Origin of the sequence: Oryzicola mucosus (assembly GCF_014534685.1) — a bacterium.
Classification (GTDB): Bacteria; Pseudomonadota; Alphaproteobacteria; order Rhizobiales; family Rhizobiaceae; genus Oryzicola; species Oryzicola mucosus.
Map to the genome: position 1 here is coordinate 865,180 of NZ_JACVVX010000001.1, position 14,603 is coordinate 879,782.

The window sequence follows — 14,603 nt, forward strand, 5'->3', positions numbered from 1 at the left end:
GTTTTGCGCGCTGTCATCGCTGACAGCCCGGCCTTTTGCGGCCTCAAACAGGAGGAATTGGACATGACTGCAACCATCAGAGAACCCGGCGGAGATGTCCGCATCGTCGACCGCTCCGATGTCGTCGTCGTTGGCGGCGGCCCGGCCGGCATCTCGGCGGCGGTCTCGGCGGCGCGAAACGGCGCGAGTGTGACGCTGCTCGAACGCTATCCTTATGTCGGAGGCCTCGCCGCCGGTGGCATGGTCTTGGTGCTCGACGACATGACCAACAAGCTCGAAATCACCGTGCAGGGCATCTGCATGGAGATGATCGAGCGGATGAAGAAATGGGACCTCTGCGTCACCCCGACCGACCGCGACCGCGAACTCGACATGCGCGACACGCCCGAAGCCTGGCGGCGCTGGGCGCGCTGGGGCCTGTTCGACTTCCACACCCAGTCGATGCCGCATCCGATCTGCTATTCAGCGGCCTTCGATCCGGATGGCTTCAAGCGCGCGGCCTATGATGTGATCCGCGAATCCGGCGTGAAACTGCGCACGCATAGCTGGTTCTCGTCCTCGATCATGGAAGGCAACACCATCAAGGGTGTGATCTGCCAGACCAAGTCGGGCCGCGAGGCCATCATGGGCGATGTGGTGATCGATACGACAGGCGATCTGGACGTCGCGGCAAGCGCGGGCGCACAGCACACCGAAGGCTCGTTCATCCTGACAAACGTATCGCGCTGGGGCGGCGTCGACACCGAAGCTGCCGAACGCTTCGAGTTCGAGGAGCCCGAGCGCTTCAAGCGGCTCGACCACGAGGCCAAGCGCCTGATCGGCGGCTGCTGGTCGTTCTGGTGGCTGAAGACGCCGCTTCCCGGCATCGTCTGGCTCAACTGTCCGCATATCCCCAAGCTGAACGGGCTGAAGGTCGAGGACCTGACCCACGCCGAAGTGGAAGGCCGCAACCGTATCCAGAACCTGCTGGAGTTCGCGCGGACCAACTTTCCCGGCTTCGAGAAGGCCTATATTGTCGATTTCGCGCCGCAGACCGGTGTGCGGCAGACCCGCCTGCTCGAGGGTTCCTATGTCGTGACCAAGGACGACGTGATGAACCGCAGGCATTTTGCGGATACCGTGTGCCGCGGCCGCGATTACTACACGCCTTACCGCGCCATGCTGCCGCGCGAGATCGACCAGCTCATCGTTGCCGGCCGGCACTATTCCGCGACGCCGCAGGCGCAGAAGTCGAGCCGCGAAATCCCGCCTTGCATGGCGATGGGCGAGGCGGCGGGCGTTGCCGCCACCGTCGCGCTCAATGCCGGCGTCGTCGCGCGGCATGCCAATGTAGCCAAGATTCAACAGCAGATGCGGGCCCAAGGAGCCGATCCCGGCGACACCCCGTCTGAAAACGCCACTTACCTGGAGGCCGCGGAATGAGCGTTCTACCCCTGGACGGCATTCGCGTCGTCGATTTCACCCAAGTCATGCTCGGGCCGTGCTGCACCCAGATGCTGGCGGACTATGGCGCCGAGGTCATCAAGATCGAGAAGAACGGCATCGGCGACCTGTCGCGCTGGTCGCTCGGCTCCGATCCCGACGGCCTCAACAACCCGGTCTTCTGCTCGCTCAACCGCAACAAGAAGAGCCTGGCGCTCGATCTCAAGCAGAAGGATGCGCGGCAGGCCGTCCTGGCGCTCCTCGAAACAGCCGACGTCGTGGTCAACAACTTCCGCCCCGGCGTCATGGAGCGGATGGGCTTCGGTTATGAAGATCTGAAGAAGATCAACCGGGGCATCATTTTCGCCGTGGGCACCGGCTTCGGCCTCGAAGGGCCTTACCAGCACAAGGGCGGACAGGATATCCTGGCCCAGGCACTGACCGGCGTCATGCGACGCAAGTCGGACAGTTTGCATCCGACCTCGATCTATGCCACGCCGCTGGCCGACTATTCCGCCGGCATGCATCTGGTGCAGGGCATCCTCCTGGCGCTGCTGCACCGGAACAAGACGGGCGAGGGCCAGCAGGTCGCCGTCAGCCTCTACAGCTCCATGCTGGCGATGCAGATGCAGGAAGGCGCCGCGCACATGATGCGCGGCAAGGATTTGAACTGGGGTGCCTTCCCGCTGACCGGCGTTTTCGACACCACCGACGGTGCGCTTGTCATGGTCGGCGCATTCAAGCAGAACCCGCTGCAGGATATCTGCAACGCGTTGGAGATCGAGGATCTGTCGGCCAAGCCCGAATACAAGGATTTCGACCAGCAGATGCTGAACCGGCCCGACCTTCAGGCCGTGTTCCGCGAGAACTTCGCCAAGAACACGACGGCGCACTGGCTGAAGCGGCTCGAAGAGGTCGACATCCTTTGCGCGCCGGTCCGGTCGCTGCCGGAAGCATTGCAGGACGAGCAGACCTTCATCAACAAGATGATCCTCGAAGCCGGGGAAACGGCTGCCGGCCCGGTCAGGCTCATCGGTTCGCCCATCGACATGTCGGCTGCACCGGTTTCGGTTCGCCTGGCGCCGCCGACGCTTGGCCAGCACAATGAGGAAATCCTCGCCGAGACCCGGCTCGTCAGGGGCAACGCGGCATGAGCGTCGAATTCTCGGTCGAAGGACGGGTTGCCCGCGTCACGCTCAACCGGCCGGAGCGGCTGAACGCCGTCAATGGCGAAGCCGAGCGCCAGCTTGACGGAATCTGGAGCGAGATCGAAAACCGCGACGACATCAGCTGCGTGGTGCTGACGGGCGCGGGCGAAAAGGCCTTCTGTGCCGGGGCCGACCTCAAGGGCGTCGAGAAGTCCGGGCTCGATTATTGGGCGGAGAGCCGGCCGAATGGTTTTGGCGGATTGTCCTTCCGACGCAGCCTGGACGTGCCGGTGATCGCGCGCGTCAACGGCTATGCGCTGGGCGGGGGCTTCGAAATGGTGCTGGGCTGTGACATCGTGGTGGCGGCGCGCACTGCCAAATTCGGCCTGCCGGAGGGGCGCGTCGGCCGTATGCCGCTGGATGGCGGGATGGTGCTTTTACAGCGCAAAATCCCTTTCAACCGCGCTATGGCCGTCATGCTGACCGGCCGCCAGTTCACCGCGGACGACATGTTCGGCTTCGGTATTGTCAACGAGGTGGTGGATGCGACTGACCTCGATGCCGCGGTCGACCGCTGGGCGGCCGATATCGTCGCCTGCGCGCCGCTGTCGCTCAGGGCGATCAAGCAGACCGTCAACCGCACCGGTCATCTCAGTCCTGCTGAAGCGCAATCGCTGCGGACGCCGGCCCTGGTGAGGGCGTTGACCAGCGAGGATGCGCTGGAGGGGGTGGCTGCATTTCAGGAGAAACGGGCGCCTGTTTGGCGCGGCCGGTGAGCGTGATATAGCCGGAGAGCTATCCGGGGACCGCAGATGCACGCCAGCATTCTCAAATACTTTGTCGCCGTGGCCCGGTCGGGCTCGATCCGCAAGGCGTCGGAGGATCTGCATGTCGCAACCTCCGCCGTCAGCCGGCAGATCAAGAAACTCGAGGACGAGCTCGGCACGCCGCTGTTCGACCGCTTTTCCGACGGTCTCAGGCTGACGACTACGGGCCAGATCGTGCTGCGTCATGCGCGGGAAACGCTGCAGCAATATGAGGTGATGAAAAGCGACCTCGGCGATTTGCGCGGCAAGAAGACAGGCCGCGTGCACATCGCCTGCCTCGACAGCCTGGCAATCCATTTCATGCCGACGCAGGTCATGGCGTTTCACAAGAAACACCCGGCCGTCGATTTCCGCATACGCACCGACAACTACAACAACATCTTCCGCTTCGTGGCGGAAGGCGATGTCGACATCGGCATCACCTTCGATCTCGCCCGGCCACAGGACATCAAGCTGGTCTATGGCGTGGCCATGCCGCTGATGGTGATCGTGGCGCGCAACCACCCCATCGCAAAGCTCAAGTCGGTCACGCTGCAGGAATGCGCGCAGTTCAAGCTGCTGCTGCAACTCGACAATGAGGTGATGAGCTCGATGATCGCCTTCGAGCTCGCCTCGCTCGACCGCATCGGCCGAACGCTCGTCGCCACCAACAACCAGATGATGCTGAAGCCGCTGATCCTGTCGGGGCTGGGCGTCGCGTTCTTCACGCCGTTGGGGCTGGTCGATGAATTGCGCGCCGGCGACATGGTGGCGGTGCCGATTGCCGGCTCGAACCTGCAGAACATGCAGGTCGGCATCGTCGCGCCGCGCGACCGGCAACTGACCCATGCCACGGAATCCGTGATCGAGTTCCTCAGTCAGGAGCTCGACAAATTCAGCCGGGAAATCGATGACATCGTCCGAAAATGAAGCGGTGCCGGGCAGGCTGTTGAACCAGCCGGGCCGTTCGAAAACCGAACGGGTCACAGATTTGCGGCCTCTGTTGCCACAAGGTGCTTCGGCGCCCGTATCCGGCGACCTGGTGATGGCAGCGCCGTTCAATGCGCATGACCACGGCTATGGCGTCCGCACGCTGGATTTCGGCGGGGTCGACGATGCGCTCGAAGCGTGGATCCCGAGCCTGCGGCTGAGGCCGCGCACCAATCCCTATCTGGAGACGCTGGTCGCGTTCGGCCGGATGGCAAAGGGCGGCATTGCCGGCACGATCCACTGCCACAACTCGCTCAATGTCGACCGCATGGTGGACGAGGCGCTTGCGGTGATCCGCGCGGCGGGCGATGTCGGCATAAGGCTCGGCCTGTCCTGCCCGATGCTCGATTTCGACGCCTGGGCCTATGACGGAGGGCCGGAACGGCTCAGGCCGCATTTTTCCGAGTCGGATTGGGCTGACCTGTCGCAGACCATCCCGCGCTATGCTCCTGTCGAGGTGCAGATCGCAGCGGTGGATGCGGTGGCGGCGGCGAACACCAACCCCACTGTCACCGTGCAATATGGCCCGATCGGCCCGCAATGGTGCTCGAATGCGCTGCTTCAGCGCATCGCCGAGGCATCGGCGTTGAATGACCGGCGCATTCATATGCACCTGCTCGAAAGCCCAAGGCAGCGGCAATGGCTGGACCGACGCTTTCCGCAAGGCATAGTGACCTATCTCGACGAGATCGGCTTTCTGTCGCCACGGCTGGCGGTGGCACATGGCGTGCAGCTCAGGCCGGACGAGTACGAGCTGCTTGCCGAACGCGACGTGCAGCTCGCCTCCAACCCTTCGGCCAATCTGCGTCTGCGTTCGGGCATCGCCCCGTTGGGGCAGGCTGTGGCTCATGGCCTGAAATTCGGCATCGGGCTCGATGGGACCGGCATGGACGACGACCAGGATCTGTGGCGCGAGATGCGGGTCGCCTATCTGCTCCATGGCGGACGTGACCTGACGCGGGGCTTTACGGCCGAGGCCCTGTTCACGGCCGCCACCTCGACGGCGGCCCATATCGTCGGCGCACCCGAAGGCCGCGATCAGGTCGTCATCGACTATGACGCTTTGACTGAAGACAGCCTGTTCGGCGATGTCGACGAAGCAGAGGTTCTGCTTGCGCGCATGACGGCGGGCCATGTGCGTGCGCTGTATGTCGAGGGGCGCGAGATCGTGGCGGATGGTAAACTGGTCGGCGTTGATTTCGAAGCCGCCCACCACGAATTGATGGATCAGGCGCGGGCCGACATGCCACGCCTGCAACAGGAACGCGGACGAAGCCGCGCCCTGGCCGAGGCCACCCGCGCCTATTATGCCGGCTGGTGAAGCCGTTCGTCGAGGTTCTCGGCAATCCCGTCGAGCGCTATGACATGCGACTTGTCCGAGATCGGCAATTGCGGCGGCGCGACGTTGAGCCAGACCGGATTGCCTGTACGTTTCGCAACCAGATACTTGATCGCCGGGATCAAAGGATTGGCTGAGATCGACTGGCGCAGGCCGAGTACCTCTTTGTGCAAGGCAGCGTCGTCCTGCTGTTTCAACAGCTCCGCCGACGATGCCGGGTCGATGTTGACGGTCGCCGAAATGCAGCCGGCATAGTTGTCCACTTTCGCCTTGGCCAAGGCGCCTTCGCTGCTCGGAAACACGTCGAAGCCGTCGATCCGAGCCAGCTTGGCAGCATAGTCGAGATTGCCCGAACTGTCCTTGGCGCCCTTGATACGGTTGGGGAACGCGCGCAAGAGCCGTTCGGCCAGCGCCGGGCTGAACTCGATCCCGGTAAGCTGCGGGAAATTGTAGAGATAGATGCCGATCGGGCTGTCGGCCGTGATCTCCGCCAGCGCCGAGAACCAGGCGAACAGGCCGTCGTCGGAAACCGGCTTGTAGTAATAGGGCGGTAGCACGAGGGCCGCGGCAAAACCCAGCTGGTGCGCATAGCGCGTCAGCTCCGCTGTTGTGTCGAGATCTGGCGTCCCGGTGCCGACCATCAGGCGGCTCTTATCCAGCTTGCTTGCCGCTTCCGCCATGACCGACTTGCGCTGCGCCACCGAAAGCGAGTTTGCCTCACCGGTCGTGCCCAGCACGTTCAAGCCGTCGCAGCCATTGGCGAGACACCAGCTGCAATGTTCGACAAAGGCTGCGAGATCGATCTTGCGCTGAGCGTCGAAGGGCGTGGGGACAGCGGCTATGACGCCGGACAGTTTGGTGGGCATGGTTCCTCCAGATGCAGCCGCGTTCATGCGGACTTTTCAAATTGGGCCACCGCAGGATGGTCGGCAGCGGTGGACAGCCGCTTGTCCCAGCCGCCGGGCGATCCGATGCCGCTGACCTCGAAGAACTCACGGTTGATCGCAATATACGGTGCCTGCTGCGGTGTCGCCTCTTCGTCCCAGATGATTGCGTCGACCGGACAGACCGACAGGCACAGGCCGCAGTTCACGCATTCTTCCGGGTGGATGTAGAATGTGCGGCCGCCTTCATAGATGCAGTCGACGGGGCACACATCTGTGCAATCGCCGTCCTTCACATCGATACAAGGTTCCGTCACCACATAGGCCATGCCGCGCTCCAGCGTTGCCGTCCCTGTAACTATGCCAAACGGTGGCGTTGCGCAGAAGCGCCGATGTTCGCTGCGATGATTGCCGAAAAGGCAACACTATTGGAATAACGTCCGCATCTGTTTCGAAATTCGCTCATGCTTGAAACCGATGCCGGACCGCACGCGTATCTGCGCCAGTAGAAACCGCTGAATTGCGGGAGATTGACTTTTGGATGCATGGATCTCGTTCGCCCTCATCGCGGCGTGTCTGTCGGGCGTGATGGCGGTTGCCTGGGCGATTGCGATCAAGTCGGGGCGGTCGGGCTGGATCGATGTGATCTGGTCTTTTGCCCTGGGTGGGGCAGGTTTCGCCGCAGCCCTTATGCCTCTGGGTGGTGCTTCCGATCTGGCTGCGCGACAATGGCTCGTCGCCGCTATGGCCGTGTTGTGGGCGCTGCGGCTGGGCGGTCACATCCTGATGCGCACCTTGGGCGGGGGCGACGATCCGCGTTATGCGCATTTGCGGAAGGAATGGGGCGATGCCGCGCCGCGCCGGCTGTTCTGGTTTCTGCAGATACAGGCCGCGGCGGCGTTTCTGCTGACGCTGTCGATTGCCGCCGCCGCGCACAATCCCGGCTCGGAACTCGGGCTGAGCGATTTGTTCGGCGTCGCGTTGCTGCTGGTTGCTGTTGTCGGAGAAGGGCTGGCGGACCGTCAGCTCAAGCAGTTTCGCTCGAATCCTGCCAACAAAAGCGAGGTCTGCGATGTCGGACTGTGGGCCATTTCGCGACATCCCAACTACTTCTTCCAATGGCTCGGCTGGGTCGCCTATGCGGTGATCGCCGTCGAGTTCACCGGCGGCTATCCCTGGGGCTGGGTGGCCTTGGCCGGTCCGGCCTTCATGTACTGGCTGCTCGTCTATGCCTCCGGCATCCCGCCGCTCGAAGAGCATATGCTGCGCTCGAGAGGCGACAAATTCAGGGCCTATCAGGAGCGGGTCAACGCGTTCTGGCCCGGTCCTCCCGCCAACCGCCAATCGCAAAAGAAGACACCATGAGCCTGATCGCCTCCGCCATCAATCTTGTCGAACGCAGCGCGTTGCCCGATCCGGTGCTGCGTCAGGGCATCCAGTTTCTTGTGGGACGGACGCGTCAGCGACTGGTCGGCGAGACCGGTGGCGATGCGGATTTCGCGTTTGCGCGGGATATGGCGCGCTATCCCATCGCCGAACACACCGACGCCGCCAACGAGCAGCATTACGAACTGCCGCCCGAATTCTTCGGGCTAGTGCTGGGGCCTCGGCGAAAATATTCATGCTGCCTGTATCGCAATGGCAATGAGACTCTGGCCGAAGCCGAAGTGGCCGCCTTGCAGGACACGGTGACGCATGCCGATCTCGCGGACGGCCAGTCCATTCTGGAACTGGGCTGCGGCTGGGGCTCGCTGACGCTTTACATGGCCGAGCAGTACCCGAATGCGCGGATCGTCGCCGTGTCCAACTCGGCGCCGCAGCGGCTGTATATCGAGCAGCAGGCGCGCGAACGCGGCTTTGGCAATGTCACGGTCATTACCGCTGACATGAACGAGTTTGAGGCAACGGGTTCCTTCGACCGTATCGTTTCGGTCGAGATGTTCGAGCACATGGCCAACTGGCGTGCCTTGCTGGAACGCGCGCGGGGTTGGTTGAAGGCGGATGGGCGGCTGTTCCTGCATGTCTTCACCCACCGCAGCCGCTGCTATCGCTTCGACCATAGCGACAAGTCCGACTGGATCGCGCAGCATTTCTTCACCGGCGGCATCATGCCCAGCCACGGGCTGGCGCATCAGTTCACCGATCTTTTTTCGGTTGAGAAGGAATGGCGTTGGAACGGCACGCATTACCAGCGCACCGCCGAGGATTGGCTGAAGAACATGGATGCCAACCGTGACGCCACCGATCGCATCCTGTGCGACGTCTATGGCGCGGATGCCGCCTTGTGGCGGCGGCGCTGGCGGCTGTTCTTCCTGGCGACGGCGGGCCTGTTCGGCCATGCCGGTGGCGAGGAATGGGCGGTCAGCCATTATCGTCTGCTGCCGGTCAGCGGTTCGTGAGTACCATCTTGCTGAGCCGTCTCAGGGGACCCGTCAGCCGTTACTTCCACCATCCCGATCCGCTGGTGCGAACGGCAAACATGATCGCGCTGGTCGTCGTTTTCAACCAACCGTTTTATCCGCTCTATCTCTACTGGTTCGTCAGCCCGAACTTCGAAGCGGCCTATTGGACGTTCCTGTCGACGCCGTTCTTCCTGGCGGTGCCGATGGTGTCTCGTATGGACGCTATGGCCGGTCGGGCGCTGCTGCCTGTCGCAGGCATCGGCAACACGATGCTGAGCGCAAAGGCGTTCGGCGACGCCTCCGGCGTGGAACTGTTCCTGCTGCCGATCGTGCTGATCGCTTTCGTAGTCTTCCGGCCCAAGGAGAGGCTGCACAGCTTCGCACTCGCTGGATTATCGCTCGCCGTCTACATGGTGATGCATGGCGGCTACGGGGAGCCGTTCCACCGCTTCACCGCCGAGGAATACGCTTCTTTTATCAGGCTGAACGCGACCAGTGTCGGCATGCTCACCGCGCTGGTCGGCATCCTGGCATCCAACCTGATCGCCGAACGCGGCGGCGATCCGAAGTAGGCTTTTATCCCAAAAGCTTGCGGGTGATGAGGAAGCCGCCGGTCGCCGAGGCCGCGGTCAGGAATGTACCCCACGCCAGATCGGCCACGGTGATGATCGTCGGCCAGTTCCGCAGCGTTGCCTGGTTGGTGAGATCGTAGGTTGCGTAGGCGACAAAGCCGAGCACGGCCCCGTTCAAGGCAGCCGTCTGCCAGCGGCCGGCACCCAGCGCGGGATACAAGGCAAAAAACAGAATTCCGCCGATATAGATGAGATAGAAAAAGACCGCCGGCGCAACGTTGAAGCTATCGGTCAGCATGTCACCGAGAAGCGGGCGGTAGAGTCTGCTCGCCATGGTCGAAAGCCATATGGCGTCTATCGCCAGAAACACCAGTCCGGTCGCAACATAGGCGATACCCAAGGTTTTCATTCTCATCCGCTCCTGCTGTTGTCCTCCCTATACGAATGCCAGAGGCAAATGGTTTCGCGCCCGGTGGTTTTCACGAGGCTCATGGAGGAACTGCCAGGCCGGGATGTTCATTTCTTGAGGCGGAGTGAAACTCGCCAAGCCCCGCTTCCGTGACTTTGCGATAGACCCACCCGGAGAGGCCGCCATGAAAGCTTTCAAGTCTGGAATTGCACTCGCCTTCGGCATCTTGGTCGCCACGGCGTCCGTCGCCCACGCCGAGCCCGATGTCGACGGCATCTGGCTGCGCGGCGACGGCAACGCCAAGGTGCGGATAGCACCCTGCGGCGACGATCTCTGCGCCACCAATCTCTGGATCAAGGACACCAGCGGCGGCGAAGCCGTCGGCGACAGACTGGTGATGGACGTCAAGCCATCGGGAGACATGCTGAGCGGCACGGCGTTCGATGCCAAGCGCAACATGAGCTACAAGATCCATATCAGCGTCTCGGGCGCGAGCCTGTCGACAAAAGGCTGCGTCATCGGCGGCTTGGTGTGCAAGACGGTTAGCTGGACCAAGTCGAGCGAGTAGCCGTTTGCGGCTAAGCCTCGAACCTGGCGCGGTAGGCGCTGGGCGACAGCCCAGTGTTGCGTTGGAAGCTGCGGCTGAAATAGGACGCGTCGTCGAAGCCGAGCGAAAACGCCACGCTTGAGACCGACATCCGGGTATAGACCAGCATCCGGCAGGCCTCGCGGGTGCGATAGCCTTCGATAAGCGCCAATGCCGACAGCCCGGTGAGAGCGGTGCAGAGCCGGCTGAGATGGCGCGGCGACATTCCCAGCTCACGCGCATAGTCCGAAACCGTCCAGTGCTGCCTGTGGTGCTTTTCGATCAGCGCCTCGAAACGCCCGAGGCGTGGGTCGCGGCGGCCGAGATGCGGTGCTGCCTGGTCGCCTGCAAGATCAGCGGCTGAAAAAGCACGGCACATGGCCAACGTCGCCAAAGCCCGCAACCGCGTCTTGCGAAAAGGCCGCGATGCGCCATGCTCCTGCGAAATATCCATGAAAAGCGTCTCGGCCCATTTCCCGGGCACAGCCACGAAAAAGCGGCTGGCCGGCACGGCTGTTTCACTGTCCTCGCTAAAGAGGTCGCTAAATTCTTCTATGGGCAGCGTCAGCACATAGCCTTCGGTACCGGCCGAGAAACGAAAGCCGTGAACGCAGCCGCGCGGGATGTTGAGCAGAGCGGGCGTCATGACGGCCTGGCTTTCGCCGTCGATCGATAGCGTGATCTCGCCCGACAGCAGCAGAAAAATCTGATGCAGGTGAAGATGCCGGTGCGGGCCGATCTTCCAGTCCAGCCCTGCCGCCCGGTCAACGATGCGCTCGATGTGCAGCACATCGGGAAAGCCGCGCTTTTCGCCGTATAGCTGATAGGACGGGATAGGTGAGATTTCCGACGCCATGTCCGAAAAGTGCCGGAACAACACGGCTTTGTCCATTCATGGATTTCTCTGCTGCGATATTCTTTCGCTACGGAGGATCGACAATGCGGACACAGATTGCCATCGTGGGCGGCGGGCCGGCTGGCCTGCTCTTGTCCCAGCTTCTCAACCGCGTCGGCATATCGACGGTTGTCCTAGAGCGAAAATCACGAGATTACGTGCTGTCGCGCATTCGCGCCGGCGTGCTGGAATGGGGCACGGTGGAGTTGCTCAGAACTGCCGGCGTCGGCGAACGCATGGACCACGAAGGCATGCCGCATGACGGCTGCTATCTCGCCCATGATGGCCGGATGTTCCGGGTCGACTTCCGTGATGCCTGCGGGCGCCAGGTGATGGTCTACGGCCAGACCGAAATGACGCGTGACCTCTACGCGGCGCAGGACGCAATGGGCGCGACCATCATTCACGATGCCGAGGAGGTGGCTCTGCATGAGCTGGATGGCGAAGCGCCGTTCGTGACATGGACGCATGACGGGAAACCGTTTCGGCTGGACTGCGACTTCGTCGCTGGCTGCGACGGGTTCCATGGCGTCAGCCGCCCCTCTATTCCGAAGGAGGTGCGCCGCGAGTTCGAAAAGGTTTATCCGTTCGGTTGGTTGGGTGTGCTCTCCCATACGCCGCCCTTGGCGGACGAGCTGATCTATGCCAGCCATGAGAGGGGGTTCGCGCTGGCCTCGATGCGAAACCCGAACCTGTCGCGCTATTACATCCAGGTGCCGCTGACCGATCATGTGGAAGATTGGTCGGACGACGCCTTCTGGCAGGAACTCAAGCGCCGCTTGCCCGAGGAGGTAGCCGAACGCCTCGTCACCGGCCCATCCATCGAAAAGTCGATTGCGCCGCTGCGCTCCTTCGTGTCGGAGCCGATGCGATGGGGAAAGCTGTTCCTGTGCGGCGATGCCGCCCATATCGTGCCGCCGACGGGCGCGAAAGGCCTCAACCTTGCCGTTTCGGACGTGCATTATCTGGCCGAGGCGCTGAAGCTGTTCTACAGCAGCGGCGACGGTTCAGCGCTCGACGGCTATTCCGAGCAGGCCTTGTCGCGGGTGTGGAAAGCGATGCGTTTTTCCTGGTGGATGACCACGCTGATGCATCGCTTTACCGAGCACAATGCCTATGAGCGGCGCATGCAGGACACCGAGCTCGCCTTTCTGGAGTGCTCGGCTGCCGCGCAAGCTGTCATGGCCGAAAACTACACCGGCCTGCCGTATTGAGGCCGCCGCCGCTTACGGCAGCGTGTAGGCGGTTTTCACGACGGTGAAGAACTCGGCGGCGTAGCGGCCTTGTTCGCGCGGGCCGAAGGACGAGGCCTTGCGGCCGCCGAAGGGCACGTGGAAATCGACGCCCGCCGTCGGCAGATTGACCATCACCATGCCGGCTTCCGAATTGCGCTTGAAATGGGTGGCGTATTTGAGGCTCGTGGTGGCAATTCCCGCCGACAGGCCGAAGCGCGTGTCATTGGCCACGGAAAGCGCCTCGTCATAATCCTTGACGCGGATGACGGAGGCGACCGGCCCAAAGATTTCCTCCTGGCTGATACGCATCTTGTTGGTTGCTTCGGTGAACAGCGCGGGCTGCAGGTAGAAACCGGGCGTATCGCGCTCCAGCCGCTCGCCGCCGAAGGCGAGCTTGGCACCTTCCTTCTTGCCGATCTCGATATAGTCGAGATCCTGGGCAAGCTGCTTGTCGTCGACGACGGGGCCGATATGCGAGCCGGCCTTGAGCGCGTTGTCGATGGTCAGCGACTTCAGCTTCTCGGTCAGCGCGGCGACGAATTTATCGTGGATGCCCTCGGTCACGATCAGACGGGAGGATGCGGTGCAGCGCTGGCCGGTGGAGAAGAAGCCGGAATTGGCAGCTGCTTCGACGGCGACGCCCAGATCCGCATCGTCAAGCACGACCATGGGGTTCTTGCCACCCATTTCGAGCTGGAATTTGCGGTTGTGTTCGAGCGACGACAGCGCGACGCGCTTGCCCGTAGCGGTCGATCCGGTGAAGGTGATGCCGGCAAGGTCGGGGCTGTCGAGCAGCGCCTGGCCGACCACCGAGCCGCGGCCCATGACGAGGTTGAGCACGCCCTTGGGCAGGCCGGCGCGGTGAAGGATGTCGACAATGGCCCAGGCGCAGCCCGGAACCAGGTCGGCGGGCTTGAAGACGACCGTGTTGCCGTAGCAGAGGGCGGGCGCGATCTTCCAGGCGGGAATGGCGATGGGGAAGTTCCAAGGCGTGATGATGCCGATGACGCCGATCGGTTCACGGGTGATCTCGACGCCGATGCCCGGACGGGCTGAGGGCAGCACTTCGCCTGCCAGGCGCAATGCCTCACCGGCGAAGAAATCGAAGATCTGGGCTGCGCGCGTCACCTCGCCGATGGCTTCGGGCAGGATCTTGCCTTCCTCGCGGGCGAGCAGCTTGCCGAGTTCCTCCTTTCGCGCCAGAATTTCGTCGGACGCTTTCCTGAGCACCGCGTGGCGCTCGAGGATGCCGGAGCGCGACCAGGCCGGGAATGCCGCCTTCGCAGCGGCAATCGCCATTTTGGCGTCGTCCGCATTCGCCTGGGCATAGGTGCCGACGATATCGTTGGTGTCGGAGGGGCTGACATTTTTCGTGCCCTCTTTGCCGATCCATTCGCCGGCAATCAGATTCTGATGCAATGTCATGTGTCTCTCCCTGCTCCTCGGAGCTTCAGCAAACAAGTCGGCGCCGGACTGCGCCAACCTTCTACAAAGTTTTCAGCGCGATGGATATCGGTTTGACCAGCGAACGCAGCAATCAGGCGCGCCTGAGGGCGGCGCTGTCGAAATCCTGCAGCAGCCTTTATCGATAGGCCAAGGCTCTGGCGATGGTGCCATTCCAGCATCCCTGGAGAGCGTTGACGCCCAATTTGTTGTAGCGGACGCGGGTTATCGCCGTTGCGCCCAGAGCCGCGGCCTGCGCCTTGGCTTGTTCGAGAGCCGCCGGCTGGTCGGAGCCACAGACGCTGGCCTTAACCGTTCCCAGCACCGTCGCCTGAAGCGGCAGGATTTCCGACACCTCGACGCTTTGCGTGGCGACCGGCGCGGTAATGTTGGTCGTATCCCTTGTGCTTGCGCATCCCGCCAGAACGATCGAGGCAGCCGAAATCATCAGCCAACGGTTCATGGTCATCCT

16 protein-coding genes are annotated in these 14,603 nt (G+C 62.6%); 10 read left to right on the forward strand and 6 right to left on the reverse strand.

Annotated elements, in window-relative coordinates:
- The first annotated feature begins 63 nt into the window (after positions 1–63).
- The 5 genes from ICI42_RS04095 to ICI42_RS04115 are packed head-to-tail and all read left to right on the forward strand — an operon-like array spanning position 64 to position 5,687.
- Positions 64–1,422, forward strand: coding sequence for an FAD-dependent oxidoreductase (locus tag ICI42_RS04095; protein WP_188163231.1), 1,359 nt, complete (start codon positions 64–66; stop codon positions 1,420–1,422).
- Positions 1,419–2,576: a CaiB/BaiF CoA transferase family protein gene (locus tag ICI42_RS04100; protein WP_188163232.1), complete on the forward strand. Its 1,158-nt coding sequence runs from the start codon at positions 1,419–1,421 to the stop codon at positions 2,574–2,576. Before ICI42_RS04095 ends, ICI42_RS04100 begins: the two co-directional genes overlap by 4 nt.
- On the forward strand, positions 2,573–3,346 hold the full coding sequence (locus ICI42_RS04105; protein WP_188163233.1) for an enoyl-CoA hydratase-related protein: 774 nt from the start codon (positions 2,573–2,575) through the stop codon (positions 3,344–3,346). The genes ICI42_RS04100 and ICI42_RS04105 overlap by 4 nt, the downstream gene beginning before the upstream one ends.
- 36 nt (positions 3,347–3,382) lie before the next feature.
- Positions 3,383–4,306 (forward strand): LysR family transcriptional regulator, encoded by a 924-nt coding sequence (locus tag ICI42_RS04110; RefSeq protein WP_188163234.1) that lies wholly within the window; start codon positions 3,383–3,385, stop codon positions 4,304–4,306.
- Entirely contained in the window at positions 4,287–5,687 is a 1,401-nt protein-coding gene (locus ICI42_RS04115; RefSeq protein WP_188163235.1) for an amidohydrolase family protein, read from the forward strand. Before ICI42_RS04110 ends, ICI42_RS04115 begins: the two co-directional genes overlap by 20 nt.
- Here the strand turns inward: ICI42_RS04115 and ICI42_RS04120 are convergent.
- Positions 5,672–6,571 (reverse strand): dihydrodipicolinate synthase family protein, encoded by a 900-nt coding sequence (locus tag ICI42_RS04120; RefSeq protein WP_188163236.1) that lies wholly within the window; start codon positions 6,569–6,571, stop codon positions 5,672–5,674. The genes ICI42_RS04115 and ICI42_RS04120 overlap by 16 nt on opposite strands.
- Positions 6,572–6,594: 23 nt before the next feature.
- The gene (gene fdxA, locus ICI42_RS04125) at positions 6,595–6,918 is read right to left on the reverse strand and encodes a ferredoxin (protein ID WP_188163237.1); all 324 of its coding nucleotides are present in this window, start codon (positions 6,916–6,918) and stop codon (positions 6,595–6,597) included.
- A 208-nt stretch (positions 6,919–7,126) separates the two neighbouring features.
- Here fdxA and ICI42_RS04130 point away from each other — a divergent pair, with 208 nt between their 5' ends.
- From ICI42_RS04130 to ICI42_RS04140, 3 genes are read left to right on the forward strand one after another with little or no spacing between them, the layout of a single operon-like run.
- Positions 7,127–7,954, forward strand: a complete 828-nt coding sequence (locus tag ICI42_RS04130) for a DUF1295 domain-containing protein (protein WP_407945129.1) — start codon at positions 7,127–7,129, stop codon at positions 7,952–7,954.
- Positions 7,951–8,988: an SAM-dependent methyltransferase gene (locus ICI42_RS04135; protein WP_188163238.1), complete on the forward strand. Its 1,038-nt coding sequence runs from the start codon at positions 7,951–7,953 to the stop codon at positions 8,986–8,988. The genes ICI42_RS04130 and ICI42_RS04135 overlap by 4 nt, the downstream gene beginning before the upstream one ends.
- Positions 8,985–9,563 carry a hypothetical protein gene (locus ICI42_RS04140; RefSeq protein ID WP_330999099.1) on the forward strand — a complete coding sequence of 193 codons (579 nt, stop codon included), beginning with the start codon at positions 8,985–8,987 and terminating at the stop codon, positions 9,561–9,563. The genes ICI42_RS04135 and ICI42_RS04140 overlap by 4 nt, the downstream gene beginning before the upstream one ends.
- Before the next feature lie 4 nt (positions 9,564–9,567).
- On the opposite strand, the gene ICI42_RS04145 is transcribed toward ICI42_RS04140, so the two are convergent.
- Positions 9,568–9,972, reverse strand: a complete 405-nt coding sequence (locus tag ICI42_RS04145) for a DUF2177 family protein (RefSeq protein ID WP_188163239.1) — start codon at positions 9,970–9,972, stop codon at positions 9,568–9,570.
- Between the two features lie 184 nt (positions 9,973–10,156).
- Between ICI42_RS04145 and ICI42_RS04150 the strand changes: the two genes are divergently transcribed.
- Positions 10,157–10,540, forward strand: coding sequence for a DUF2147 domain-containing protein (locus tag ICI42_RS04150; RefSeq protein WP_188163240.1), 384 nt, complete (start codon positions 10,157–10,159; stop codon positions 10,538–10,540).
- Between the two features lie 10 nt (positions 10,541–10,550).
- Here ICI42_RS04150 and ICI42_RS04155 read toward each other — a convergent pair whose 3' ends face one another.
- Positions 10,551–11,450 carry a helix-turn-helix domain-containing protein gene (locus tag ICI42_RS04155; RefSeq protein WP_188163241.1) on the reverse strand — a complete coding sequence of 300 codons (900 nt, stop codon included), beginning with the start codon at positions 11,448–11,450 and terminating at the stop codon, positions 10,551–10,553.
- A gap of 47 nt (positions 11,451–11,497) precedes the next feature.
- Between ICI42_RS04155 and pobA the strand changes: the two genes are divergently transcribed.
- The gene (gene pobA / locus ICI42_RS04160) at positions 11,498–12,667 is read left to right on the forward strand and encodes a 4-hydroxybenzoate 3-monooxygenase (RefSeq protein WP_188163242.1); all 1,170 of its coding nucleotides are present in this window, start codon (positions 11,498–11,500) and stop codon (positions 12,665–12,667) included.
- Positions 12,668–12,679: 12 nt separating this feature from the next.
- Here the strand turns inward: pobA and ICI42_RS04165 are convergent, their stop codons facing one another.
- Both ICI42_RS04165 and ICI42_RS04170 read right to left on the reverse strand, forming a co-directional pair.
- Positions 12,680–14,113, reverse strand: coding sequence for an aldehyde dehydrogenase family protein (locus ICI42_RS04165; RefSeq protein ID WP_188163243.1), 1,434 nt, complete (start codon positions 14,111–14,113; stop codon positions 12,680–12,682).
- 157 nt (positions 14,114–14,270) lie between these two features.
- Positions 14,271–14,600 carry a hypothetical protein gene (locus tag ICI42_RS04170; protein ID WP_210316943.1) on the reverse strand — a complete coding sequence of 110 codons (330 nt, stop codon included), beginning with the start codon at positions 14,598–14,600 and terminating at the stop codon, positions 14,271–14,273.
- Between the last annotated feature and the right edge of the window lie 3 nt (positions 14,601–14,603).

What these genes read in the sequence shown, in the direction of transcription:
- ICI42_RS04095 (WP_188163231.1), top strand. Translation starts at nt 64, where the DNA reads ATGACTGCAACCATCAGAGAACCCGGCGGAGATGTCCGCATCGTCGAC.
- ICI42_RS04100 (WP_188163232.1), top strand. Translation starts at nt 1,419, where the DNA reads ATGAGCGTTCTACCCCTGGACGGCATTCGCGTCGTCGATTTCACCCAA.
- ICI42_RS04105 (WP_188163233.1), top strand. Translation starts at nt 2,573, where the DNA reads ATGAGCGTCGAATTCTCGGTCGAAGGACGGGTTGCCCGCGTCACGCTC.
- ICI42_RS04110 (WP_188163234.1), top strand. Translation starts at nt 3,383, where the DNA reads ATGCACGCCAGCATTCTCAAATACTTTGTCGCCGTGGCCCGGTCGGGC.
- ICI42_RS04115 (WP_188163235.1), top strand. Translation starts at nt 4,287, where the DNA reads ATGACATCGTCCGAAAATGAAGCGGTGCCGGGCAGGCTGTTGAACCAG.
- ICI42_RS04120 (WP_188163236.1), bottom strand. Translation starts at nt 6,571, where the DNA reads ATGCCCACCAAACTGTCCGGCGTCATAGCCGCTGTCCCCACGCCCTTC.
- fdxA (WP_188163237.1), bottom strand. Translation starts at nt 6,918, where the DNA reads ATGGCCTATGTGGTGACGGAACCTTGTATCGATGTGAAGGACGGCGAT.
- ICI42_RS04135 (WP_188163238.1), top strand. Translation starts at nt 7,951, where the DNA reads ATGAGCCTGATCGCCTCCGCCATCAATCTTGTCGAACGCAGCGCGTTG.
- ICI42_RS04145 (WP_188163239.1), bottom strand. Translation starts at nt 9,972, where the DNA reads ATGAAAACCTTGGGTATCGCCTATGTTGCGACCGGACTGGTGTTTCTG.
- ICI42_RS04150 (WP_188163240.1), top strand. Translation starts at nt 10,157, where the DNA reads ATGAAAGCTTTCAAGTCTGGAATTGCACTCGCCTTCGGCATCTTGGTC.
- ICI42_RS04155 (WP_188163241.1), bottom strand. Translation starts at nt 11,450, where the DNA reads ATGGACAAAGCCGTGTTGTTCCGGCACTTTTCGGACATGGCGTCGGAA.
- pobA (WP_188163242.1), top strand. Translation starts at nt 11,498, where the DNA reads ATGCGGACACAGATTGCCATCGTGGGCGGCGGGCCGGCTGGCCTGCTC.
- ICI42_RS04165 (WP_188163243.1), bottom strand. Translation starts at nt 14,113, where the DNA reads ATGACATTGCATCAGAATCTGATTGCCGGCGAATGGATCGGCAAAGAG.
- ICI42_RS04170 (WP_210316943.1), bottom strand. Translation starts at nt 14,600, where the DNA reads ATGACCATGAACCGTTGGCTGATGATTTCGGCTGCCTCGATCGTTCTG.